The 21,671-nt window shown below is 67.1% G+C and carries 16 protein-coding genes; 12 read left to right on the plus strand and 4 right to left on the minus strand.

From position 1 onward, the window contains the following. Window positions 1-474: 474 nt before the first annotated feature. From ACXAHG_RS13910 to ACXAHG_RS13935, 6 genes are all read left to right on the plus strand, one after another. Window positions 475-1,527 carry a helix-turn-helix transcriptional regulator gene (locus ACXAHG_RS13910; RefSeq protein WP_475058200.1) on the plus strand — a complete coding sequence of 351 codons (1,053 nt, stop codon included), beginning with the start codon at window positions 475-477 and terminating at the stop codon, window positions 1,525-1,527. Then, window positions 1,524-2,201 (plus strand): hypothetical protein, encoded by a 678-nt coding sequence (locus ACXAHG_RS13915; RefSeq protein WP_475058204.1) that lies wholly within the window; start codon window positions 1,524-1,526, stop codon window positions 2,199-2,201. The genes ACXAHG_RS13910 and ACXAHG_RS13915 overlap by 4 nt, the downstream gene beginning before the upstream one ends. A gap of 186 nt (window positions 2,202-2,387) precedes the next feature. Continuing rightward, window positions 2,388-4,724 carry a calcium-binding protein gene (locus ACXAHG_RS13920; RefSeq protein ID WP_475058207.1) on the plus strand — a complete coding sequence of 779 codons (2,337 nt, stop codon included), beginning with the start codon at window positions 2,388-2,390 and terminating at the stop codon, window positions 4,722-4,724. Window positions 4,725-4,879: 155 nt separating this feature from the next. Continuing rightward, window positions 4,880-6,709: a type I secretion system permease/ATPase gene (locus ACXAHG_RS13925; RefSeq protein WP_475045565.1), complete on the plus strand. Its 1,830-nt coding sequence runs from the start codon at window positions 4,880-4,882 to the stop codon at window positions 6,707-6,709. Beyond that, window positions 6,706-8,115 (plus strand): HlyD family type I secretion periplasmic adaptor subunit, encoded by a 1,410-nt coding sequence (locus tag ACXAHG_RS13930; RefSeq protein ID WP_475045566.1) that lies wholly within the window; start codon window positions 6,706-6,708, stop codon window positions 8,113-8,115. The genes ACXAHG_RS13925 and ACXAHG_RS13930 overlap by 4 nt, the downstream gene beginning before the upstream one ends. A gap of 264 nt (window positions 8,116-8,379) precedes the next feature. Then, window positions 8,380-8,601, plus strand: a complete 222-nt coding sequence (locus tag ACXAHG_RS13935; protein ID WP_475058209.1) for a hypothetical protein — start codon at window positions 8,380-8,382, stop codon at window positions 8,599-8,601. Window positions 8,602-8,964: 363 nt separating this feature from the next. Here the strand turns inward: ACXAHG_RS13935 and ACXAHG_RS13940 are convergent, their stop codons facing one another. Further along, a complete protein-coding gene (locus tag ACXAHG_RS13940; RefSeq protein ID WP_475058212.1) occupies window positions 8,965-9,984 on the minus strand; it encodes a replication initiator protein A in 1,020 nt (339 codons plus the stop codon). Window positions 9,985-10,470: 486 nt separating this feature from the next. Here ACXAHG_RS13940 and ACXAHG_RS13945 point away from each other — a divergent pair, with 486 nt between their 5' ends. Both ACXAHG_RS13945 and ACXAHG_RS13950 read left to right on the plus strand, forming a co-directional pair. Further along, the gene (locus ACXAHG_RS13945) at window positions 10,471-11,880 is read left to right on the plus strand and encodes an AAA family ATPase (RefSeq protein ID WP_475058214.1); all 1,410 of its coding nucleotides are present in this window, start codon (window positions 10,471-10,473) and stop codon (window positions 11,878-11,880) included. 65 nt (window positions 11,881-11,945) lie between these two features. Continuing rightward, entirely contained in the window at window positions 11,946-13,121 is a 1,176-nt protein-coding gene (locus ACXAHG_RS13950; RefSeq protein ID WP_475058216.1) for a ParB/RepB/Spo0J family partition protein, read from the plus strand. 126 nt (window positions 13,122-13,247) lie between these two features. Here the strand turns inward: ACXAHG_RS13950 and ACXAHG_RS13955 are convergent, their stop codons facing one another. Together ACXAHG_RS13955 and ACXAHG_RS13960 are read right to left on the minus strand one after the other, a co-directional pair. Next, on the minus strand, window positions 13,248-14,576 hold the full coding sequence (locus ACXAHG_RS13955) for a UDP-glucose dehydrogenase family protein (RefSeq protein WP_475058218.1): 1,329 nt from the start codon (window positions 14,574-14,576) through the stop codon (window positions 13,248-13,250). Between the two features lie 286 nt (window positions 14,577-14,862). After that, a complete protein-coding gene (locus ACXAHG_RS13960) occupies window positions 14,863-15,864 on the minus strand; it encodes an NAD-dependent epimerase/dehydratase family protein (protein ID WP_475058220.1) in 1,002 nt (333 codons plus the stop codon). 148 nt (window positions 15,865-16,012) lie between these two features. Here ACXAHG_RS13960 and ACXAHG_RS13965 point away from each other — a divergent pair, with 148 nt between their 5' ends. Continuing rightward, window positions 16,013-17,116 carry a glycosyltransferase gene (locus ACXAHG_RS13965; RefSeq protein WP_475058222.1) on the plus strand — a complete coding sequence of 368 codons (1,104 nt, stop codon included), beginning with the start codon at window positions 16,013-16,015 and terminating at the stop codon, window positions 17,114-17,116. Window positions 17,117-17,162: 46 nt separating this feature from the next. Here the strand turns inward: ACXAHG_RS13965 and ACXAHG_RS13970 are convergent, their stop codons facing one another. Next, window positions 17,163-17,945, minus strand: coding sequence for an ABC transporter permease (locus tag ACXAHG_RS13970; protein WP_475045577.1), 783 nt, complete (start codon window positions 17,943-17,945; stop codon window positions 17,163-17,165). Between the two features lie 171 nt (window positions 17,946-18,116). Here ACXAHG_RS13970 and ACXAHG_RS13975 point away from each other — a divergent pair, with 171 nt between their 5' ends. From ACXAHG_RS13975 to ACXAHG_RS13985, 3 genes are read left to right on the plus strand one after another with little or no spacing between them, the layout of a single operon-like run. After that, complete coding sequence (locus tag ACXAHG_RS13975) at window positions 18,117-19,583, plus strand: KpsE/RkpR family capsule polysaccharide export protein (protein WP_475045579.1); 1,467 nt, start codon at window positions 18,117-18,119, stop codon at window positions 19,581-19,583. Window position 19,584: 1 nt separating this feature from the next. Continuing rightward, window positions 19,585-20,238, plus strand: a complete 654-nt coding sequence (locus ACXAHG_RS13980) for an ABC transporter ATP-binding protein (protein WP_475045580.1) — start codon at window positions 19,585-19,587, stop codon at window positions 20,236-20,238. A 53-nt stretch (window positions 20,239-20,291) separates the two neighbouring features. Beyond that, complete coding sequence (locus ACXAHG_RS13985) at window positions 20,292-21,473, plus strand: hypothetical protein (protein WP_475058225.1); 1,182 nt, start codon at window positions 20,292-20,294, stop codon at window positions 21,471-21,473. Window positions 21,474-21,671: the final 198 nt, after the last annotated feature.

Below are 21,671 nucleotides of genomic sequence, written 5' to 3' on the forward strand. Positions count from 1 at the left end.
TTCTGATGCGCATTGCTGTGGATAAACCGTAGCGAATCTATCCTTTTTTGTTAAGAAGCTTGGCCTCCTGGCGCAGGGCTTTTTGCCCGCTGGTCCCGGAACACAGCCCGGGCTTCTGCCTTATCCTTTTGTTTTTTATTGCAATCCCGCGCCTGACCTGGCCATCCCGGCAGTGTTTCAAAAGGGGAAACGCAGCGTTTCCAATTAGGAATTCACAATTTAGGGAAATTGTACTTATCCACAAAACAACCACAGGTTACTCGAATCGGCCCCGGCGGCCAGGCTGCGCTACCCCCATGGTGGTATTGCCCCCCGCCGCTCCGGTGCCGCGGCCCGCGCGCCCCGGCCTTTGGCGTACCCCTTCTGCCCGGTTTGCCCTGCCCCCTGCTGTGCTACCTTCAAGGCATTCATTATGTCATGCCGGGGGGCAACATGGTTATGTTGAGTGCGTCCGTTGCGCAAACGGGCAAGGTATTGTTTTCTAAGTCTCTGCAAAGGCAAATCTCTTCTCTGACACGGCTGGCCCTGGTGCAGCCGGGGCACCGCCGCGCCCCGGTGCTGACCAGTTCCGGCGCATTTGGCGGGCCCTGCCCGGACACCGCCGCGGCGCTGCTGCGGCGCCAGCTGCAGCCCGGCGCCGCCAGCGAGCTGCGCCCGCGCCGCCCCGGGGGGAAGGCGGCGCAGGCGCTGGCCGCGGCGCTGCCGCCGCAGCAGGCGGCGGATCTGGCCGCAGAGCTGGCGGCAGGCCGCGGCTGGGCGCTGTTTTCCTGCCGCTTCGAGGACGGCAGCGAGGACCTGATCGCGCTCAAGCTCGAAGGCGGCCCGCATGACGCCCATTGCCGCGACATCCTGCAGGCGATCTGGCCGGTGCTGCGCGAGGACAGCCTGCGCGAGCTGGCGGGCGAGACCCAGGCGGCGGTGACCAGCGCGCTGTTGTGGACCATTTCCAAGAAGACCGACAGCGCGGTGCTGGTGCTGGACGGCGACGGCACGCTGCTGCATTGCAATGAATCGGGGCGCGACATGCTGGATGGCGGCGGCCTGCTGAGCGACAGCTCCGGCCGCCTCAGCTGCGCCAGCGCCGGCGAGACCGCGGGGTTTTACGCGGCGGTGGCCGAATGCGCCCGCGCCCGCCGCGGCCGCTCCGGCGGCTCCGGCCAGCCCCCGCGCGAGCTGATCCTGTTCCTGGAGGACCGGCGCAGCGGCATGCGGCTGCCGGTGTCCTTGACCCGCTACCGCTGCGCCGGCGCCGACATGCCGCTGGTGGTGGCGATCCTGCCGCGCCAGCCCGACCGCACCCGCATTGAAATGCTGGCCCAGAAAATGGGCCTGTCGCCGTCGGAGGCGCGGGTGGCGGCGCTCATTCAGCTGGGGCTGTCCAACCGCGAGGCGGCGCATATCGCGGGCCTCAAGGAGCAGACTTTCAACACCTACGCCAAGCGGGTGCTGGCCAAGCTGCAGTCGGCAGGCCGCGCCGAGATGGCGCAGCGGCTGACCTGGCAGGCCTCGCTGGGGAGAGCGTCATGAACAAGCTGACGCTGGAGACGCCGGTGCAGGGCCCGCCCGCCCCGGCCGGCAGCCCGCAGGCGCCGGCGGCGCAGGCCGGAACATCACGGGCAGCAACCGCCCAGGCTCAAACAGCCCAGCCTCAAGCCTCACAGTCTCAAACAGCCCGGTCTCAAGCCTCACAGGCTCAAACAGCGCAGGCTCAAACCTCACAGGCTCAAACAGCGCAGGCCCCGGCCCAGCCGCAGCAGCCGCCGCGGCTCAGCGCTGCGGTGCTGGCGCAGATCGCCGCCGCCCTGCGCCAGGGCGAGGCGCCGCTGGCCGCCCAGGCCGACCTGGTGGCGCTGCACAAGCGCATCGCCGGGATGTTCACCACCCTGAACGACGGGCTCGGCGCCCAGGCCATGCAAAAGGCCGCCGCCGACCGCGCCGCGCTCAGCGCCCGCATCGACCAGCTGGAGGCGGCGGTGAACCGGATGGAGGGGGCGCTCAGGATCGAATTTGAACCGGTCCTGAAGGCGGCGCTGGCAGAGGCGCTGGCAGCGGCGGCGGTGCCGCCGCCGCGCCGCCGCGGGCTGCGCGCGGCGCTGGCGCTGGCCGCCCTGGCCGCCGCCCTGGCGGCCGGCGCCTGGTGGCACGGCCCGCTGCTGGAGGCCGCCGCCAGCCTGGGCCTGCGGCTGGGAGAAAGCGTCTAATACGCTGATTTTGTCCCCATTTGGGGGCATCGCAGCCCCGGTCTTTGCGCTGCAATACACCAGAAGGCAACACGACGCCTTTGCGCGCCAGGCCTGCCGCGGACATGGCAGGCCGCGCCGGCGGGGGCATGACCCAGGCAGCACCAGCTGTCCCGCCCCACACAGTTAATGAGGAGGACGTTTACCATGGGTATTAAGGACCAAAACCCCGACTGGGAGGTCTGTGATCCGACATGCGATATCCGCTACAGCGATAACAAGTTCGATCCGGATTATAACGACGGCACCACCGAATGGGGCGGCACTGACGGCAATGTGATCGACCTGAACGACCATGATGCCGGCGACAATGCCTCGGCCGGGGCCGGCGATGACGCGGTCTACGGCAACGAGCGCAACAACCGCATCGATGGCGAAGAAGGCCAGGACTACATCGAAGGCCAGAACGGCCATGACTATATCGAAGGCGGCTCCGGCAACGACTACCTGTTCGGCGGCAATGCCGATGGCGTCGGCAACCCGGCGGATCCGCGCGACGACGGCGACGACTGGATCGACGGCGAAGGCGGCTGCGACTACATCGACGGCGAGACCGGCGATGACACGCTCTTGGGCGGCAAGCATCAGGACACCGTGTTCGGCGGCTCCGGCGACGACCACATCTTCGGCGATGATGCCGACGGCGACTACAGCTACGCAGACGGCGACCGCGGCGACTACCTCTATGGCGAGCTCGGCAACGACTGCATGGACGGCGAAGGCGGCGACGACTGGATGTGGGGCGACATGGGCCAGTCCGGCGAAACCAAATACGACGGCCATGACACCATGTACGGCCGCGACGGCGACGACCGCATGAACGGCCAGGGCGGCAATGACCGCATGGCAGGCGGCCTCGGCGACGACCTGGTGATCGGCGGCTCCGGCGATGACGAGATGTTCGGCGACGAACGCCAGTCGCAGAATGACGATCTTGATTTCGGCGCCGACAACGGCACCGGCAACAAGACCGAGCAGGTCGACGGCGACGACTGCATGCTGGGCGGTGACGGCAACGACACCATGGACGGCCAGGGCGGCGACGACAAGATGTTCGGCGAGGCCGACGACGACCTGATGCAGGGCGGCCGCGGCAACGACCTGATGGACGGCGGCGCGGGCCGCGACGACGTCAACGGCGGCGCCGGCTATGACACCATGCGCGGCGGCTCCAACAACGACGTGCTGGAAGGCGGCGCCCAGGGCGACCTGATCTTCGGCGACCACGGCCGTGTCGGTGAATATGAGATCGACTGGAGCTGCTGCGACGACGAGGAGCCCAACGGCGAGACCCAGGCCCATGCCATGGAGAACGGCCTGAAGCCGGTCGACTGCCCGGACTGCTATGAGACCTACGACGGCGGCGAGGACGGCAATGACCGCATCCGCGGCGGCTCCGGCAATGACACCATGTTCGGCGAAGGCGGCAATGACGTGATCATCGGCGGCCGCGGCAACGATTATGGCTTCGGCGGCACCGGCGACGACCGGCTCTACGGCCGCAAGGGCAATGACACGCTGCACGGCGATGACGGCGACGACTGCGTGCATGGCAATGACGGCGACGACGTGCTGTTCGGCGACCGCGGCAACGACACCATGAAGGGCGGTGAAGGCAACGACACCATGTTCGGCAACGCCGATAACGACAAGATGTTCGGCGGCAAGGGCGACGACTACATGGAAGGCAATGCCGGCAACGACTACATGGCCGGCGGCGAAGGCAATGACATCGTCAAGGGCGGCAGCGGCCAGGACCGGCTCAAGGGCAATGACGGCGACGACTTCCTCGACGGGGAAAGCGGCGACGACAAGCTCAAGGGCGGCGAAGGCAATGACGTGCTCGAAGGCGGCGTCGGCGAAGACACGCTCTATGGCGAGAACGGCAATGACTGCCTCTATGGCGAGGACGGCAACGACCGGCTCTATGGCGGCAACGGCCGGGACTTCCTGGACGGCGGCGCCGGCGATGACACGCTCTCCGGCGGCGATGGCAATGACTTCCTGAAAGGCGGCGAGGGCGATGACGACCTCTACGGCAATGACGGCAAGGATGTCTTCATCATCGACCTGACCTGGGACGGCGCCAGCTTTGCCTCCACCGACGGCACCGACACCATCCACGACTTCGACATTGACCAGGACCACGATGTGCTGCTGTTCCGTGTCACCAATGTGGGCGGCGGCCTGGGCACCTCGGCACAGGATGCCTTCGGCGCCTTGGACGGCGGCGGCGCCACCGTCACCGACAATGGCACCGACACCAGCATCAGCGCCGGCGGCGCCACGGTGAACATCCTCGGCCTGACCGGCCGCGAGGCGCCGTTCACCTCGCTGGGGCAGGACGCGATCCCGATCGGCGGCGTGGGCATCAATGCGGTGACCACCGGTGATGCCGGCTCTTACGAGGCGATCCGGGTGCTGGCCTCCGACACCGGCTTTGACGACAGCTACGACAACATTTGGGGTCACGCGGTCATCTGAGCCACCGGAACGGCGGGCCTGGGGATTTCCCCGGGCCCGTCCAGCCCTGGTTCAGGACAGCGATTTGGTCCCCGGCCAAGGATTGCATCCTTGGACCAGGGCGCTGTTCTCCAGATTTTATAACTTCAATTTCGTGCAGCCGGGGGGCTACGACAATGAAGGTAAGACGGGTATTTGATGGTCAGCGGGGCGTGCTTGCCGCCATTTTCACGGCAAGCATTTTTGTAAACCTCCTTGTCCTGACAGCGCCGCTCTACATGCTGCAACTGTTTGCCCGGGTCATGGCCTCGGGCAGCATTCCCACATTGATTGCTCTGACCACCGGCGCGTGCATCGCGCTGGTGTTCTTTTTTCTGTTTGACATGATCCGCCAGCGCCTGGTGGCGCGGCTCGGATCCCGGCTTGAGGCGCGGCTCAGCCCGGTGGTGCTGGACGGTATGATCAGCGGCCGCCTGCCGCCCGCGCTGCGCACGGCCGAACCCGTCCGCGACATCCAGGACCTGCGCGGCTTTGTCACCAGCCCGGTGTTCCTGGCACTGCTGGACGCGCCCTGGTCGGTGGTGTTCCTGCTGCTGATCTTCCTGTTCAGCCCGATCCTGGGGATGGTGGCGCTGGCGGGCATCGCGCTCTTGTTCACCCTGGGGCTGCTCAGCGAGATGATGGCCCGCAAACCGCTGGAGGAGGCCACCAGGCAAGCCTCCGAAACCAATACCGCAGTGGCCGAGATGATGACCAACGCCGGGCTGATCCACGCCATGGGCAAGACCGGCCCGCTGATCGCGCGCTGGCAGCTCAAGGCGTTTTCCGCCCTGGTGTTCAACACATTGGCCACCGACCGGGTGGCGCTGATGACCTCGCTGGCCAAGGCGGTGCGCATGGGGCTGCAGATCGCGGTGCTGGGGGTCGGCGTGGTGCTGGTGATCAGCAACCAGCTGACGCCGGGGCTGATGATTGCCTCCTCGATCCTGCTGGGCCGTGCCGCAGCGCCGGTGGAACAGTCGATTGCCGGCTGGCGCGGCTTTCTGAACGCGCGCGGCGCCCATGGGCGGCTGAACATGTTCCTGGCCCATCTCGGCGCCGCGCCGGAGCGGCTGACCCTGCCCGAGCCCGAAGGCCGGCTGTCGGTGGAAAACGCCACCGTGGTGCTGCCGGGGCGGCCGGAGCCGCTGCTGCTGGATGTCAATCTGCAGCTGAAGCCGGGCCAGTCGCTGGGCCTCATCGGCCCCTCGGGCGCGGGCAAGACCACATTGGCCCATGCGCTGGCGGGCCTGCAGCCCCTGGTGCGCGGCCATATCCGCATCGACGATGCCGCGCTCAGCGACTGGGACCCGGCGCAGATCGGCCAGCACATCGGCTTCCTGCCGCAGCGGGTCGAGCTGTTCCAGGGCACGGTGGCGGAAAACATCGCCCTGATGGACCCGGACGCCAAGCCCTCGGATGTGGTGGCGGCCGCGAAACTGGCGCAGGTGCATGAGATGATCCTGGCGCTGCCCGGCGGCTATAACGCCGAAGCGGGCCCGCGCGGCGAGTTCCTGTCGGCAGGCCAGCGCCAGCGCATCGGCCTGGCGCGCGCCTTCTTCGGCAACCGCAAACTGATCATCCTGGATGAGCCCAATGCCAATCTCGACCCCGAGGGCGAAGAGGCGCTGGCCCGGGCCATCGAGGCCGCCTGCGCCCGCGGCGCCGCGGTGGTGGCGGTGACCCACCGGATCAGCCTGTTGCGCCGCGTGAGCCATGCGGCGCTGCTGCAGGACGGCCGCATCGCCCGCTTCGGCGAGGCCCGCCAGGTGATTGAGGCGGCGGCGCAGCCGCTGGCCCGGGCCCAGGCCGCCCAGGCCCAGGACGACCCCAAGATCGCCCCCTTCCGCCACCGCAGCACCGCAGAGGGCACGGCCGGGGACACCGCAGGAAATACGGGGGACGGCCCGGGAAAGACCCCGGAGGGCCCCGCCCTCCGGACCCAGGATAAAGGAGCACGCGCATGAGCCTGGTGGACCCTGAGACCCGCAGCCCGGCCCCTGGCGCCAGCGCCGGCAGCGGCTTCCGCGACCTGATGCCCGCCGGCGACAGCCAGCAGGTGGTGCTGCCGCAGCGCCCGCCGACCCGGGTGCGCCAGCTGGTGCTGTGGATGGTTGTCTGCGGCTTCGGCCTGTTCGGCGGGCTGGTGTTCTGGTCGACCCGGGCGGAACTCACCAGCGCGGTGGTGGCGCCGGGCGCCTTCAACGTGGCCGGCGACCGGCTGGCGGTGCAGCATCTGGAGGGCGGCATCCTGCGCGAGCTGAACGCCGCCGAGGGCGCGCGGGTTGCCAAGGGCGATGTGATTGCCCGGCTCGACGGCCGCCGCATCCAGGCGCAGACGGCGATCCTGAACGGCCAGCTGGCCAGCCTGCTGGCGCAGCAGGCGCGGCTGCAGGCGGAACGCCGGGACACGCCCGGCCTGCAGCCGGGGGCCGAGCTGGCCGCGCTCACCGCCCGCACGCCAGAGCTCAGCCAGCTGGTGGCGGTGCAGCAGGATCTGCTGACCTCGAACCGGGCGCTGTACCAGGGCCAGATGGATATCACCGCCGGCCGCATTGCCCAGCTGCAGGACCAGCTGAAAGGGCGCGATGCCCGCATCAAAGCCACTGAGGAGCAGCTGGCGCTGGTGCAGGCGGAGCTGGCTGATCTCACCGGATTGTTCGAAAAGGGCCTGGTGCCCAAGACCCGCATCAGCCAGCGGCAGATGCAGCAGAGCGGCCTTCTGGGCACGCTGGGGGCGCTGGAAAGCGACCGCGGCAATGTGCTGGAGCGGATCGGCGAGATGGAGGAGCGCCGCCTGCAGGCCGGGCGCGACCGGGCGGCGCGGATCGCTGCCGAAAGCCAGCAGGTGCAGGAGCAGATCCTGGACCTGCGCCAGCGGCTGGACGCCACCAGGGACGTGGCCGAGCGCCAGACCATCCGGGCGCCGCGCGATGGCCGGGTGGTGGGGCTGATGATCAACACCCTGGGCCAGGTGGTGGAACCCGGCCAGACCCTGCTGGAGCTGATGCCCGAGGATGCGGGCCTGCTGCTGGAAACCCGGGTCGCGGTGGAGGATATCGACGAGGTCTCGCCAGGCAGCCAGGCCCGGGTGCAATTGACCGCCTACAGCTTCCGCTCCACCCCGCCGGTCCAGGGCGAGGTGGTGATGGTGGCGGCCGGCAGCAGCACCGACCGGACCACCGGCCAGTCCTATTACCCGGTGCATATCCGCATCAATGAGGCAGAGCTCGCCGCCCTGCCCAATGTCAAGGCCCTGCCCGGCATGCCGGCCCAGGCGATGATCGAGACCGGCCGCCAGAGCCTGGCCGACTATCTGATCAGCCCGGTGCTCTCCAGCATGTCCCAGGCCCTGAAGGAAGGCAGCGGCTAGGGGGAGCCGCGCTCAGCAAGGCTGCGGCCCTGGGGGGAGGGCCGCGCCTGTCCCGGCCCGCGTCAGCCGCCAGGCTGAGGCGGGCCTGCTGTTTTGCCCCGCCCGCGCCGCCGCTCGCCCCCTCCGGCCGGGCAGAACCCCTGACCCTTGGACCGCCGGGCATAGCCCTCAGCACCCTCCGCCTATCCTTTGGTGCAACAGCGCAGGCCCGCAACCCATGCTAGAAAGAGGTCAGCAACGGAACTCTTTCCAAGGACACACGACATGGCCCTGATCAGCACTCTCACCGGCGCCGCAACCGCCCTGACCGCCATCGCCGCCAGCAGCTTCGCCATCACCCTGGCGCCGCTTCTGGCCCTGGTCCTGCTCTACCCGCTGGCCGCCGCCGGCGTCAGCCGCGCCATCGAATATTTCTTTGACCGCCAGGAACAGATGATCCGCCGCCCGGACCTGCCTTACTACAGCGCCAAGCCTTATTTCGGCTGACCCCCGCCCCCCGCAGGGTCTCCGCCCCGGCCGGCAGTGCAGCCCCTCCCCCGTGCTGCGCTGCCCGCCCGATGCAGCCCCGGCGCGCGTGCCCTCCTCCCCCTCCTGAACCGGGGCGCGCGCGCCGGGGAATGCCCTCCCGCACAGACAGTCCCCGCAGATCCCGCACCGGCGCAAAATAGGTCCGGTCCGGACCAAATGTTTCGCGCGCGAAACATTTGGTCAACAATGCTGACCTTCTGAGGATACCTCCGGCGGAAGTATTTTGAACCGGAAAGAAGCGGCAGAGCCTCCCCCGCCCTGCCGCTTCTTTCTGGTCTTAAATACTCAAATCCCCCGGCCGGCCCGGGGCGCCGCCGCGGGCTATTCTGCGGCGCGTTTCCTGACCCAGCCCAGGAACGCCGCATCCGGAGCACGCAGCCGCGGGCTGCCGGAGCGCAGCCACATGGCGCGCCACTCCGCCTCCAGCGCATAGGCGTCCGAGCCCGGGATCAGCGCCCGCGCCTGCTCCAGAGTCTGCGGCTTCAGGCTGGGCGCGTTCAGCACCGCCTCGGCAACGGCGGATTTCTGGCTGAAGCGGATCAGGTCGCCCTCCAGCTCCTCCAGCGCGTAGTCCGGCAGCGGCTGCGCGGCGATCATGTCGCGCAGCATCTTGCGGAACACCCGGCGGGGCGAGGCAGAGCCCGATTTCTTCAAGAGGGTTTCCACCGAGACCTGCCAGCTGTTCTGCCGCCCGCAATGTTTGCGCGCCAGCTCATAGATCCGCCGCTCCAGCGGTTTCCTGAGCCGGAAGTAATCGCGGCTGAGCGTCAGCACCGATTTCGACAGCACCGCCCGGTACAGCCAGTCGCTGAGCGTCACCGCCACATTGACCATCTTGCCGCCGCGGGCCTTGCGCACGATCTCCCATTTCTCGATCAGGCCGAAGCCGGTGGTGACCTCCTGTTCAAACCCCGGGCCGCCGGTCACGATATTGGTGGTGATGCGGGTGCCCGCCAGCCGCTCGAAGGCTTCGCGCAGGCGCCGGTAGGCATCGCCGGAGGTCTCGCGGTTGGTGGCGATCAGCAGATCATGCGCCTTCAGATGCAGGGTGCGGCTGACCTGGCGGCCGGCATTCAGCGCCGCCATCAGCTGGCTGATGCAGAAGATCAGGATGTCCTTGTCGTGGATCGTCGCCAGCCCCTTGACGCTGGGCGTCACGGTGATCTCGGCGCCGTTGTGCTGGTAATTGAGGATCCGCCGGTCCGGCCTTGTGCCCAGGCTGAACAGCGGATGCTCCATCGACGCCAGATCGTTCTTGGGGATCGCCCCGAAGATATCGCAGAGGAAGAAATCCCCCTGCCCCTCTGGCGGAATCGCTCCCGCCGCCAGCTCTGCCGCCATCTGCCTGTCCGCCGTCTGCTCAGCCGCGGCCTGGGATCTTCTGCCCCGGTCCCGCGACTCGTTTTATCGTGGTTTTGATTACACTCACCCTAGGGTTATCCACACCCTGCCGCAACGGGGGTTCGGAATCGTCTGATCGGGGGTTCGGAGTCATTTCAACGGGGTTTCAGAGTCACCTGGATGCCGAAATCCTGCCTGATCGCCAATGAAAAAAGGGCTTTGAACACCGGCTGCTTTCCCCCTAACTAATAAATAACTCATAATTAACTAGGCAGATTTTTTTCAGCCCCCTCAGCAGCCCCCCTGCCCGCCTGCCGCAACCCTTGAATTTGCTTAGAAAAATCAGGCGGGATGCGCATTCCTCTTCCATGTGCGGTGTTTTGTGGTATTCTGGCAAAAAGGCAGCACATCAGCGCTGCGAAGCAGACAGAACAGCATTTCACACAGGCAGGGCCGCACTGGCCCAAGGACAGCAGGCAGATCCTCATGGCGCGAGATATCCACAAGGCGGGCAGCAGCCTCCCCCCCTATTTCAGCATTGATCCGGAGGCGGCTTTGGCAGAGCTGGACACCCCCGCCAGCACCGCCGGTTTTGCCGAGATTGCCGCCGCCTGCGCGCAAGGCCGCGCCGACCTTGCCAGCCGCGGCATGAACGAGGAAGGCCGCAAGGAGCTGCGCCTGTTCTCCACCTGGGAGATCACCCGCTATCTGATCCCCGTCGCCCAGGCCCATTTCCGCCGGGTGCTGAAAGCCAACCCCGATCTGCCCCAGGGCCGCTCCGAGACCGAGGGCGGCGCCAAGTGGTTCACCCTGGATGAGGTGCTGCGCCTGCGCGCCTTCTTCGGCGCGCAAGGCTCCAAGGCCAAGGAATACATCCCCTACCGCCCCGAAGGGCTGCCTGCGAAAATGGTCGCGGTGGCGAACTTCAAGGGCGGGGTGGGCAAGACCTCCACCGCGGCGCATCTGGCGATGTCGGCGGCGCTCGACGGCTACAGGGTGCTGGTGATCGATCTGGACAGCCAGGGCTCGATGACCTCGATCTTCGGCGGAAGGGTGGAGGATGAATGGCAGACCGCCTTCCCGCTGCTGGCGCGCCACTACGGCGAGCATCTGCGGCTGGAGAACCAGCGCCGCCTCGACCGCGGCGACGCCCCGCAGCCGCTGGACGAGGCGCTGGATGCAGCGATGGAGATGACCGCCAGGGACGTGATCCAAAACACCCACTGGCCCAACATCGACCTCATCGGCGCCCAGCTGAACCTCTACTGGGCGGAGTTCCAGATCCCGGTCTGGCGGATGGCGGCGCGCAGCTGGAAGCTGTGGGATGCGCTGACCGAGCGGCTGGAGGCGGACGGGGTGCTGGACCAGTATGACGTGATCTTCATCGACACGCCGCCGGCGCTTGGCTACCTGACCATCAACGGGTTGTCGGCGGCCGATATCCTGCTGGTGCCGATGGGCGCGTCATTTCTGGAGTTCGACTCGACGGGCCGTTTCTTCGACATGCTGCATTCCACCTTTGCCAGCATCGAGGAGGGCGAGAACCTGGCCGCGCGTGCCCTGGGCCGGCCCGGGCTGGCGTTTGAATGGGATGCGGTGCGCACGGTGATCACCCGCTATGACAGCGCCCAGCAGGGTGAGCTGGCCGCCCTGATGCAGGCCTATATGGGCCGGGTGCTCAGCCCCCACAAACAGGATTACACCGCGCTCATCGGCCAGGCCGGCGAGCAGGTGAGCGGCATCTACGAGGCCGACTACCGCGACTTCAACCGCGAGACCTATGCCCGCGGCCGCGAGACCTTTGACGAGACCTATGCGGCCTTCAAGAAGCTGTTGATCGGCGTCTGGCACCGCGAGGTGTTGCAGGACGCGGCGGAACAGCGCGCGGCGGGCTAAGGCCCTAACAAGGAATTTCCGGCAGTATGCCTGCGCGGAGACAGACAGACAGGTCAGGACAGGATATGGCAAAACGCAAACGGCTTTCCCCGGCGCAGACGGATTACCTGACGGCCGCACCCGCCGGCAAACCCCCCCTTGGCAGCGCCTCTTCGGTGGGGGCGGCGCCGATTGCCCAGGTGGCCTCCGATGCCTCCGCCCAGGCGGCGCTGCAGGAGCTGTCCGGGGTTCTGGAAACCGCCCGCGCCAAGGGGCTGATGATCGAAGAGCTGCCGCTGGCGCAGGTCGACGAAAACCACCTGGTGCGCGACCGGATCGAGCAGGACGAGGAAGAGCTGCAATCGCTCATGGACTCAATCCGCGCCCGCGGCCAGCAGACCCCGGCAGAGGTGGTGCCGCTGGAGGATACATTTGGCGGCCGCACCCATGGGCTGATCTCCGGCTGGCGCCGCCTGACCGCCTTGCGCAGGCTCTACGCTGAGACTTCAGACCCGCAATTCGCCACGATCAAGGCGCTGGTGATCCACCCGGACAGCGCCGAGGGTGCTTACGTGGCGATGGTCGAGGAAAACGAGATCCGGGTGAACCTGTCCCATTACGAGCGTGCCCGGATCGCGGTGCGCGCTTATAAGGAGGGCGTCTTCACCCGCCGCAAATACGCGCTGCAGGCGCTGTTCGGCAATGCCACCCGCGCCAAGCGCTCCAAGATCGGCAGCTTTGTCACCCTGGTGGAGGCGCTGGATGCGGTGCTGTTCTACCCCACTGCCATCAGCGAGAAGCTGGGCCTGGCGCTGGTGCGGGAGATCGAGGCGGATGAGGGCTTTGCGGAGCGCGCGAAACAGATGCTGCAAGCCGCAGACCGCTCCAGCCCGGAGGCAGAACTGGCGGTTCTGACCCGCCTGACAGAGGCGCAGCCTGAAAAAAAACCTAAGTTAGAGTCTGATTTCCCCCCGCCCCCGCCGTCCCTTGCAAAGCTGGCAGCCGAAAACGGCACTCTCCCCCCTGCCCCGCCGTTGCCTGCGCCGCCCCAGCTGCCCCCGGTTCCGCCGCTGGTCAGCGCCCCGCGGGTGCGCGGCGCCGGCGACTGGGACGCCGCCATGCCGGGCGAGCGGATCAACCTGCCCGCGCCCAAAGGCGTGCGGCTGGCCTATACCCCCAGTGAGAAGAAGATCGAAATCAGCGGCGAGGCGGTCAGCGCCGCGCTGGTGAAGGAGCTGGAGGCCTGGCTGAAAAAGCTCTGATCAGAGCCTGGAGAACGAAAAAGGGCGCGGTTTCCGCGCCCTTCTTTTTGCCTTGTTAGAGCCTGATATTAGGTCAGTACGGTTGACCAAATGTTTCGCGCGCGAAACATTTGGTCCGAACCGGACCTATTTGGCGGCACCGTTCATCTGGCCCCGGCCCACCGCCACATAGGTCTCAAACCCGGCCCGTTTGGCGGCCTTGGGCGAGTAGATATTGCGCAGGTCCGCCATCCGCGGCACCTCCATCTTGCGGGCCAGCTTCTTCAGGTCCAGGGCGCGGAATTCATTCCATTCCGTGAGCAGCACCACCAGGTCGGCGTTCTGCGCCGCCTTATAGGGGTCCTCCTCCCATTTGACCCCGGGCAGCAGCGCCTCGCCTTCGGCGCGGCCCTGCGGGTCCACCACCCGCACCCGGGCGCCGCCGCCGACCAGGGCGGGCACGATGGTGAGCGAAGGCGCATCGCGCATGTCATCGGTGTTGGGTTTGAATGTGACGCCCAGCACCGCGACGGTCTTGCCGTTGAACGACCCGCCGCAGGCATCGCGCAGCTTTTCGACCATCCGCGCCTTCACCTCGTCATTGACCCGCATCACCGTCTCGGTGATCCGCATCGGAAAGGCATGGTCCTGGCCGATCCGCGCCAGCGCTGCGGTGTCCTTGGGAAAACACGAGCCGCCATAGCCCGGCCCTGCGTGCAGGAACTTGTTGCCGATGCGCCCGTCAAAGCCGATGCCGCGGGACACTTCCTTGACGTCGGCGCCGACCCGCTCGCACAGGCCCGCCACCTCGTTGATGAAGGTGATCTTGGCGGCCAGGAACGCATTGGCGGCGTATTTGATCATCTCGGCCGATTCCAGATCGGTGGTCAGGATCGGGAAGTCGCGCAGGTAAAGGGGGCGGTAGATCTCTGCCATCACCTCTGCGGCGCGCTCGTTCTGGACGCCGACCACCACCCGGTCGGGCTTCATGAAATCCTCGATCGCGGCGCCTTCGCGCAGGAACTCCGGGTTGGAGGCGACATCGAACCGGGCGTCGGGATTGGCCTTGGCAATCACCTGTTTCACCTGCCGGTTGGTGCCCACCGGCACGGTGGATTTGGTCACCACCACCGCATATCCGGTCAGCGCCCCGGCGATTTCTTCCGCCGCGGCCATCACATAGGTCAGATCCGCATGGCCGTCGCCGCGCCGGGTCGGGGTGCCGACGGCGATGAACACCGCATCCGCCCCTTCCACCGCCTGCGCCAGGTCAGAGGTGAAGCTGAGCCGCCCGGCGGCCACGTTCTTCTCCATCAGCTGATCAAGGCCCGGCTCATAGATCGGCACTTCGCCGCCCTGCAACCGGGCAATCTTGCCCGCGTCCTTGTCGACGCAAATCACGTCATGGCCGAAATCCGAAAAACAAACGCCTGACACCAGTCCGACATAGCCGGTGCCAATCATCGCAATGCGCATGAGAATGCCCTTTCCCCAATCCCCTTCCGGCTGCTTTGGGGCAGCCGTTGTAATGAGTTAGAAGAATATACGCGCCCGGACAGGGCGGAAACCGGTTTTTTTAAGAGCCGGCTGAGAAGGCGGAAGATAGGTCCGGTCCGGACCAAATGTTTCGCGCGCGAAACATTTGGTCCGAAGCGGACCTATTTGGGGAGGCGGGTTTGGACAAAGAAAACGCGGGAGAGCCTGCCTGCCCTGCCGCGTCTTTCTGGTTTCAAATACCCAGATTCCTGCGCCGGCCCCGGGTTCAGGTGTTGTAATACTCCCGGTACCAGGCGGCAAAGCGGGCGACGCCCTCAGCGACGCTCACCCCGGGCTGATAGCCGGTCAGCGCGCTCAGCAGGCGGGTATCGGCCCAGGTGGCGGGCACGTCGCCGGCCTGCATCTCCATCATGGTCTTCTGCGCCTTGATCCCCAGGGCGTCCTCAAGCGCGGCGATATAGTCCATCAGCGGGGTCGGCTTGCTGGCGCCGATATTGACCACCCGGAACGGCGCCACCGGGCTGAGACTGTCCTGTTCGCAGACCGGTTCCGCGCCCGGCACCGCCTCGATCAGCCCGGTGATGCCGGAAACCAGATCATCGATATAGGTGAAGTCGCGGCTCATTTGCCCGTGGTTGTAGACGTCGATCGGCTCCCCCGCCAGCATCGCCCTGGTGAATTTGAACAGCGCCATGTCGGGCCGGCCCCAGGGGCCGTAGACGGTGAAGAAGCGGAACATGGTGGTGGGCAGCCCGTAAAGATGGGCATAGGAATGCGCCATCGCCTCATTGGCCTTTTTGGTGGCCGCGTAAAAGGACATCTGATGGTCGGCCTGCTGGCGCTCCGCAAACGGCATCTCGGTGTTGGCGCCATAGGCCGAGGAGGTCGACGCCATCAAAAGATGCGCGGGCGGATGGGCGCGGGCGGCTTCCAGCAGCTCGAAGACGCCGATCAGATTGGCCTCCAGATAGTCGCGCGGGGCGTCGATCGAATGGCGCACCCCGGCCTGGGCGGCCAGGTGGATCACCGCATCCGGCTGGTGGTCCTCAAACAGGCCCATCAGGCGGCCCGGGTCTTCCAGCCTGCCAATGACGGGGGTGAAGCCCGGGGTCTGCGCCAGCATCCCGTGGCGGCGCTCCTTCAGGGCGACGTCGTAATAGGGCGACAGGCAGTCCAGCCCGATGACCCGCCAGCCTGCCGCCAGCAGCCGGGCTGCCAGGTGATATCCGATAAAGCCGGCCGAGCCGGTGATAAGAGCTGTCTGCATCCCCTTTAGGTGGCGGCTTCCTGCCGGTCTGTCAAACGCTTTGCGGCCGGGCGGCGGCGGTAAAGGATTTGACAGGGCCGGGGATTTATGAGCTTTCGGGGCCGCACATGCGGCATCAGATTCCCTCAGACAGGCAAGGAGCCCCCGGGTGAATAAAGCACAGGCAATCGGCACAGCTGCGGCAGAACCGGCAGAGACCGGAGCCGGGCAGGGGTCTGAACGGGCGGCTGAACGGGGGGCAGGCCGGCTGGTGGCGGTGGTGGTCACCCACAACCGGCTGGACAAGCTGAAAGCGACGGTGGCGCGCCTGCTGCAGAGCCCGGCCGATGAGCTGGCGGCGCTGGTGGTGGCCGACAATGCCTCCAGCGACGGCACCGCGGCCTGGCTGGCGGCCCAGGACGACCCCCGGCTGGATGTCTGCCTGAGCGAAACCAACCGCGGCGGGGCCGGCGGGTTCGAGATGGGCATGCGCCGGGCGATGGAGCATCACGCCCCGGACTGGCTGGCGGTGATGGATGACGACGGGCGGCCCGCAGCGGGCGGGCTGGCGGCGTTTCACGCCCTGCCGTGCCATCGCGCCGAAGGGCAGGCGGGGGCGCGCGGCTGGGATGCGGTGGCGGCGGCGGTCTATTTCCCGGACGGCCGCATCTGCGAGATGAACCGCCCCTCGCGCAACCCGTTCTGGCACGCCCGCGAATTCCTGCGCACCCTGCTGGGCGGCGGCAGATCGGGCTTTCACGTGCAGCCCTCCGATTACAACGGCGCGGGGATGCAGATCGATGTCACCTCCTTTGTCGGCTTCTTCATTTCGGCGCAGGCGGTGCAGCGCATCGGCTACCCGGACCCGGAGCTGTTCATCTATGGCGATGACGGGCTGTATACGCTGGGGCTGACCAAAGCGGGCGGGCGGATCGGTTTTGAACCCTCGGTGCGGTTCGAACACGACCTGTCGACCTTCCAGGGCAAGGCAGGGCAGGGCAAGGCGGATGCGGCGCAGCGCGGCCGCTTCGTGCCCCTGTGGAAGGCTTATTATTATCACCGCAACCTCTTGCTCCTGTACCGGATGGCGGCGGGCTGGCTGTTCTGGCCGGTGCTCTGCGTGGTGCTGCCGAAATGGCTGATGAAGGCGCGCCAGCACGGCGGCAGCCGCCGGCTGTTCCTGCGGCTGATGGCCCATGCGGTGCGCGACGGGCTGCTGCGGCGCACCAGGGTGAGCCATGCGCGGGTGCTGGAGCTGAGCGGCGAAGGCTGATCCGGCAGGCAGGCCAGGCAGGCGGGCAAGGCAGGGGCAGGGCGGCTCAGCGGTTCAGGATATCGCGGTGGAAGCGGCCCATCAGCACCAGCCCCAGCGCCAGCAGGGACAGGCTGACGCCCAGCACAAAGGCGCTGCTGGCATAAGAGGCGCTGTAGGTGGGGTAGAAGCCGGTGCGCATCAGCCCGGTGATGTGGAGCAGCGGGTTGTACCACAGGATATCCTGGGCCAGCGGCGGCAGGTCCTCGTAGATGTAGAGAACGCCGGAGGCCAGGAACAGCGGCCGGGTGATGATCGACCAGGCCACGTCCCATAGGGGATACAGCCCCATCAGCACGCAGTTCAGAGTGCCGACCCCGAGGCTCAGCCCCATCGCCAGCCCCATCGCCAGCACCGCCGCCGGCAGGTCCAGCACCGCCCGGCTGTCGGCGGCCAGCAGCACCCCGCCGACCAGCAGCAGGGTGATCAGGATGCCGGTCAGGCTGTTCAGCAGGAACCGGGCCAGCACCGCGTCCATCCAGGTGACGGCGGGGAATTTCAGCAGCGGCTTGGAATAGCTGATGGCCCGGGCGGTGGCGCCGGAAATGCTTTGATAGAGACTGAACACCAGGTAGCCAGTGGCATAAAACAGCAGGAAGCTGGTGCCCAGCGGCGGGGTGCGGATCACCAGCGAAAACCCGGCCGCCAGGAAGAGAACGGCGGCCAGCGGCTCCAGCACCGCCCAGAGATAACCGCCCGGCGTGCGCCCGTAACGGGTCGACATCTCGCGCAGAATCAGGGCGCCGATGGTGCGCGCCGCAGCAAAGCGGCGGCGGCGGGTCCGGGGCATCTGGGCGGCGGGAAGGGCGGCCGGGGCGGCCGGAGCTGCGGAAGCAGCAGGAGAGGAGCTGGCCATGAGGGAATGCGGTGATTGTATGGTTGTGAATGGATGCGTCGCAGGCGATACTATGGAAGAAAGACGAGGCAATTACAAACGGCTGCAGGCCGGGGTAAGCAGATTATGAAACAGGAACGTCCGGCGGCGCGGCGCAAGTCCGCGGCGCAATTCCGTACTGGCCGCAAACAGTCTGGCGCAACCGCCCCGGCAGAGCCGGAGACCGGCGCCGCCGCAGAGGCCGGCCAGCCGGAGCTGCCCGCCGCCGAGGCGGGCAATGTGGAACAGCTGCCCGGCGCCCGCGGCCCCCGCGGCAGGGGCAAAGACGGCAGGGGCAAAGACGGCGGGGCAGAGGAGGGCCCGGGCGGCAAAAAACGCCGCAAGCTGCGCAAATGGCGCAGCCGCGCCAAGGCCGCCCTGGCCGAGCTGGAGGCCGCCCGCGCGCAGGCCCCGGCCTATCCGGTGGCCCGTCCGGCGCGGATGAAGAAGCGCCATTGGGGGCTGATCGCCAGCTTTGCGCTGATGGTGCTGGCGCCGCTGGCGGCCGCGGTGTTCTACCTGTTTGCCGTGGCCGAGGATCAATATGCCTCCACCGCCGGCTTCACGGTGCGCAGCCAGGACAGTTCCGGCGCCAATGACCTTCTGGGCGGGCTGGCCAGCTTTGCCGGCAGCAGCACCGCCTCAGACAGCGATATCCTTTATGAGTTCATCCAGAGCCAGGAAATGGCGGCGGCGGTGGAGGCGCGGCTGGATCTGCGCAGCCACTACAGCCAGCACTGGCCAACGGACTGGGTGTTCTCGATCTGGCCGGAGGCCACGCTGGAGGAGCTGGTCTGGTACTGGCAGCGGATTGCCCGGATTTCCTATGACAGCGGCTCCGGGCTGATCGAAGTGCAGGCGGTCGGGTTCGATCCGCAGATGGCGCAGGCGGTGACCCGGGCCATCGTCGAGGAAAGCCAGACCCGCATCAACGTGCTGAACGAACAGGCCCGCGCCGATGCGATGCGCTATGCCGAGACCGACCTGATGGAGGCGGTGGAGCGGCTGAAACAGGCGCGCGAGGATCTGACCCGGTTCCGCACCCGCACCCGCATCGTCGACCCCGAGGCCGATATCCAGGGCCGCATGGGGGTGATGAACAACCTGCAGCAGCAGCTGGCCGCGGCGCTGATCGAATACGACCTGCTGGCGGGCACCGTCAGCCCGGGCGATGTGCGCCTGAAACAGGCGCGCCAGCAGATCGAAGTGATCCGCGAGCGCATCAACATTGAGCGCCAGACCTTTGCCTCCAGCAACACCGACACCGGCGCGGTGGGCGAGGATTACCCGTCGCTGATCTCTGAGTTCGAGCGGCTGACGGTGGACCGGGAATATGCCGAGGAAACCTACCGCGCGGCGCTGACCGCGCTGGAGACGGCACGCGATGACGCCGCCCGCCAGAGCCTGTACCTGGCCACCTATATCAAGCCGACGCTGGCCGAGGAGCCGGAATACCCGCGCCGCGCGGTGCTGAGCGCGCTGACGGCGCTGTTCCTGGTGCTGATCTGGGCGATTTCGGCGCTGATCTATTACTCGATCCGCGACCGCAGCTGACATGATCCGGCTCGAGAACCTGACCAAGAGCTTCTGGCTCAAGGGGGAGCGCAAGGTGGTGATCGACAACCTGAACCTCACCCTGCCGGACGGCAAGTCGCTGGCGCTGCTGGGCCGCAACGGGGCCGGCAAGTCGACGCTTTTGCAGATCATTGCCGGCATCATGCGCCCCGATCACGGCCGGGTGGTCAGCGACGGCACCATGTCCTGGCCGGTGGGGCTGGGCGGCTCCTTCCACCGCGAGCTGAGCGGCGCCGAGAACGTCCGTTTCATCGCCCGCATCTACGGGGTGGACACCGATGAGCTGGTGGCTTTTGTCGGGGAGTTTGCCGAGCTGGGCAAATTCTACCACATGCCGATGCGCAGCTATTCCAGCGGCATGCGCTCGCGGCTGACCTTCGGCGCCTCAATGGGGATCCGCTTTGACACCTATCTGGTCGATGAGGTGACCGCGGTGGGCGACAAGGCCTTCAAGCGCAAGAGCCGCGCCGTCTTTGCCGAGCGGATGCAGCATTCCAGCGCCATCATGGTCAATCACTCGATGAGCCAAGTGCGTGAGTTCTGCGATGCGGGCCTGGTGCTGGAACATGGCAAGATGCGCTACTACGACGATCTGGAAGAGGCGATCGCGGTGCATGAGGCGATGCTGGCATAGGATATTTTCCCTTGTTAGGGACTGTTTATTAGGCTGATCCAGGGCGAGGCGCGATGAAGGTCATTCTGTTTACCGGGCATCACAAAGTGGGCTCGACATCGCTGCAGAAATTTTTGCTGCACAACCGCATGGCGCTGCTGGAGCAGGGCATCCTCTATCCCAGCACCGCGCCTGCGGGGCTGGCGCAGGACCTGCAGGCGGCGCTGGCGTGGAACCGGCCGGGGCAGCGGCTGATGCGCGGCCTGGGTCTGCGGGGGGCCGGGCTGCAGGCGGCGCGCGCGCTGGGGCGCGCCAGCTGGCCTGCCAATGTGACAGAGCCGCATAATGCGCTGGCGTTCAAACTGCTGAGCGAGGGCAGCCGCAAATGGAAGCTGCCGGACTACCACCGCGGGCTGCCGCATTCGCGCCAGATGCTGCAGGCGGTGGCGGCGCAGGTGGCGGCGCTGCAGCCGCAGGCGGTGATTCTGGCGTCGGAGGTCTTTGCCAATATGGGCCTGGGCCAGCAGGAGATGATCCGGCGCATTGCGGATCTGTTTCCCGGCGCCGAGGTCCGGATCATCACCGTGTTCCGGCAGATCGACAGCTATCTGGCGGCCTGGCACATGCAGCGGCTGCGGTTCGGCGCCCGGCTGCTGCCGCTGGCAGAGGGCGGCCTGCAGGACTATTGGGACACGGTGCATTTCGACTACCGGCAGGCGCTGGCGGGCTGGCGGGCGGTGCTGCCGGAGGCAGAGCTGGTGCTGCGCCCCTATGAAGAGGTGAAGGCGGCCGGCGGCACGGTGGCGGATTTCATGGCTGTCTGCGGGCTGCGGTTCCCGCGCGGGCTGATCCGCCGGTTCCAGGCCAATGCCAGCCTGCATCCGGCGCTGGCGGAACTGGCCCGCCTGGGCAACCGGGCGCTGGCGCCGGAGCCGGCCGCGGCGCTGCGGCAGTTCCTGCAGCGCAGCGGCGCGGCGCGCGGCCTGCCGCCGGCTGCGGATGTGGAGGTTTACGGCGCCGGGCTGCGCCGGGAGCTGCTGGAGCGGTTCCGCCCGGTGCATGCGGCCTTGGGGGAGCTGTCCGGCCGCCGCCCGTTCTTTGCCGGGCTGGAGGCGGCGGCGGCGGTGCGGCCGCATCCGCTGCCGGCGGCCACGGCGGCGGCGCTGGCGCAGCAGCAGCGGGATCTGTCCGGGCTGCCGGATGCGGCGGCGCGGCAGTTTTTGCAGCAGCTGCAGATTCCCGCCGCTGCGGCCTAGGGCCAGGCCTCATTGATTCCACACCGCTGGTTTGGCAGATTTTCAGCCTGACAAGGCGCAGGAGCGCAGGAAATCTGGTTGATTTTCAAGATCCTGTAACGCCGTCAGGCCGAAAATCCGCCAAATCCGCAGGACGCCAAAACTGCTGCATCCCAGCGGCATGGCCCGCTTGGAAATGGCGCCGCCATTCCCTGCGCG

It is taken from the genome of Leisingera sp. ABD4_442 (genome assembly GCF_056160905.1).

Excerpts from the sequence above, each read along its gene's own strand:
- ACXAHG_RS13960 (WP_475058220.1), bottom strand. The coding sequence starts at position 15,864 with ATGCAGACAGCTCTTATCACCGGCTCGGCCGGCTTTATCGGATATCAC.
- ACXAHG_RS13935 (WP_475058209.1), top strand. The coding sequence starts at position 8,380 with ATGGCCCTGATCAGCACTCTCACCGGCGCCGCAACCGCCCTGACCGCC.
- ACXAHG_RS13920 (WP_475058207.1), top strand. The coding sequence starts at position 2,388 with ATGGGTATTAAGGACCAAAACCCCGACTGGGAGGTCTGTGATCCGACA.
- ACXAHG_RS13940 (WP_475058212.1), bottom strand. The coding sequence starts at position 9,984 with ATGGCGGCAGAGCTGGCGGCGGGAGCGATTCCGCCAGAGGGGCAGGGG.
- ACXAHG_RS13930 (WP_475045566.1), top strand. The coding sequence starts at position 6,706 with ATGAGCCTGGTGGACCCTGAGACCCGCAGCCCGGCCCCTGGCGCCAGC.
- ACXAHG_RS13915 (WP_475058204.1), top strand. The coding sequence starts at position 1,524 with ATGAACAAGCTGACGCTGGAGACGCCGGTGCAGGGCCCGCCCGCCCCG.
- ACXAHG_RS13955 (WP_475058218.1), bottom strand. The coding sequence starts at position 14,576 with ATGCGCATTGCGATGATTGGCACCGGCTATGTCGGACTGGTGTCAGGC.
- ACXAHG_RS13980 (WP_475045580.1), top strand. The coding sequence starts at position 19,585 with ATGATCCGGCTCGAGAACCTGACCAAGAGCTTCTGGCTCAAGGGGGAG.
- ACXAHG_RS13975 (WP_475045579.1), top strand. The coding sequence starts at position 18,117 with ATGAAACAGGAACGTCCGGCGGCGCGGCGCAAGTCCGCGGCGCAATTC.
- ACXAHG_RS13970 (WP_475045577.1), bottom strand. The coding sequence starts at position 17,945 with ATGCCCCGGACCCGCCGCCGCCGCTTTGCTGCGGCGCGCACCATCGGC.
- ACXAHG_RS13950 (WP_475058216.1), top strand. The coding sequence starts at position 11,946 with ATGGCAAAACGCAAACGGCTTTCCCCGGCGCAGACGGATTACCTGACG.
- ACXAHG_RS13925 (WP_475045565.1), top strand. The coding sequence starts at position 4,880 with ATGAAGGTAAGACGGGTATTTGATGGTCAGCGGGGCGTGCTTGCCGCC.
- ACXAHG_RS13985 (WP_475058225.1), top strand. The coding sequence starts at position 20,292 with ATGAAGGTCATTCTGTTTACCGGGCATCACAAAGTGGGCTCGACATCG.
- ACXAHG_RS13945 (WP_475058214.1), top strand. The coding sequence starts at position 10,471 with ATGGCGCGAGATATCCACAAGGCGGGCAGCAGCCTCCCCCCCTATTTC.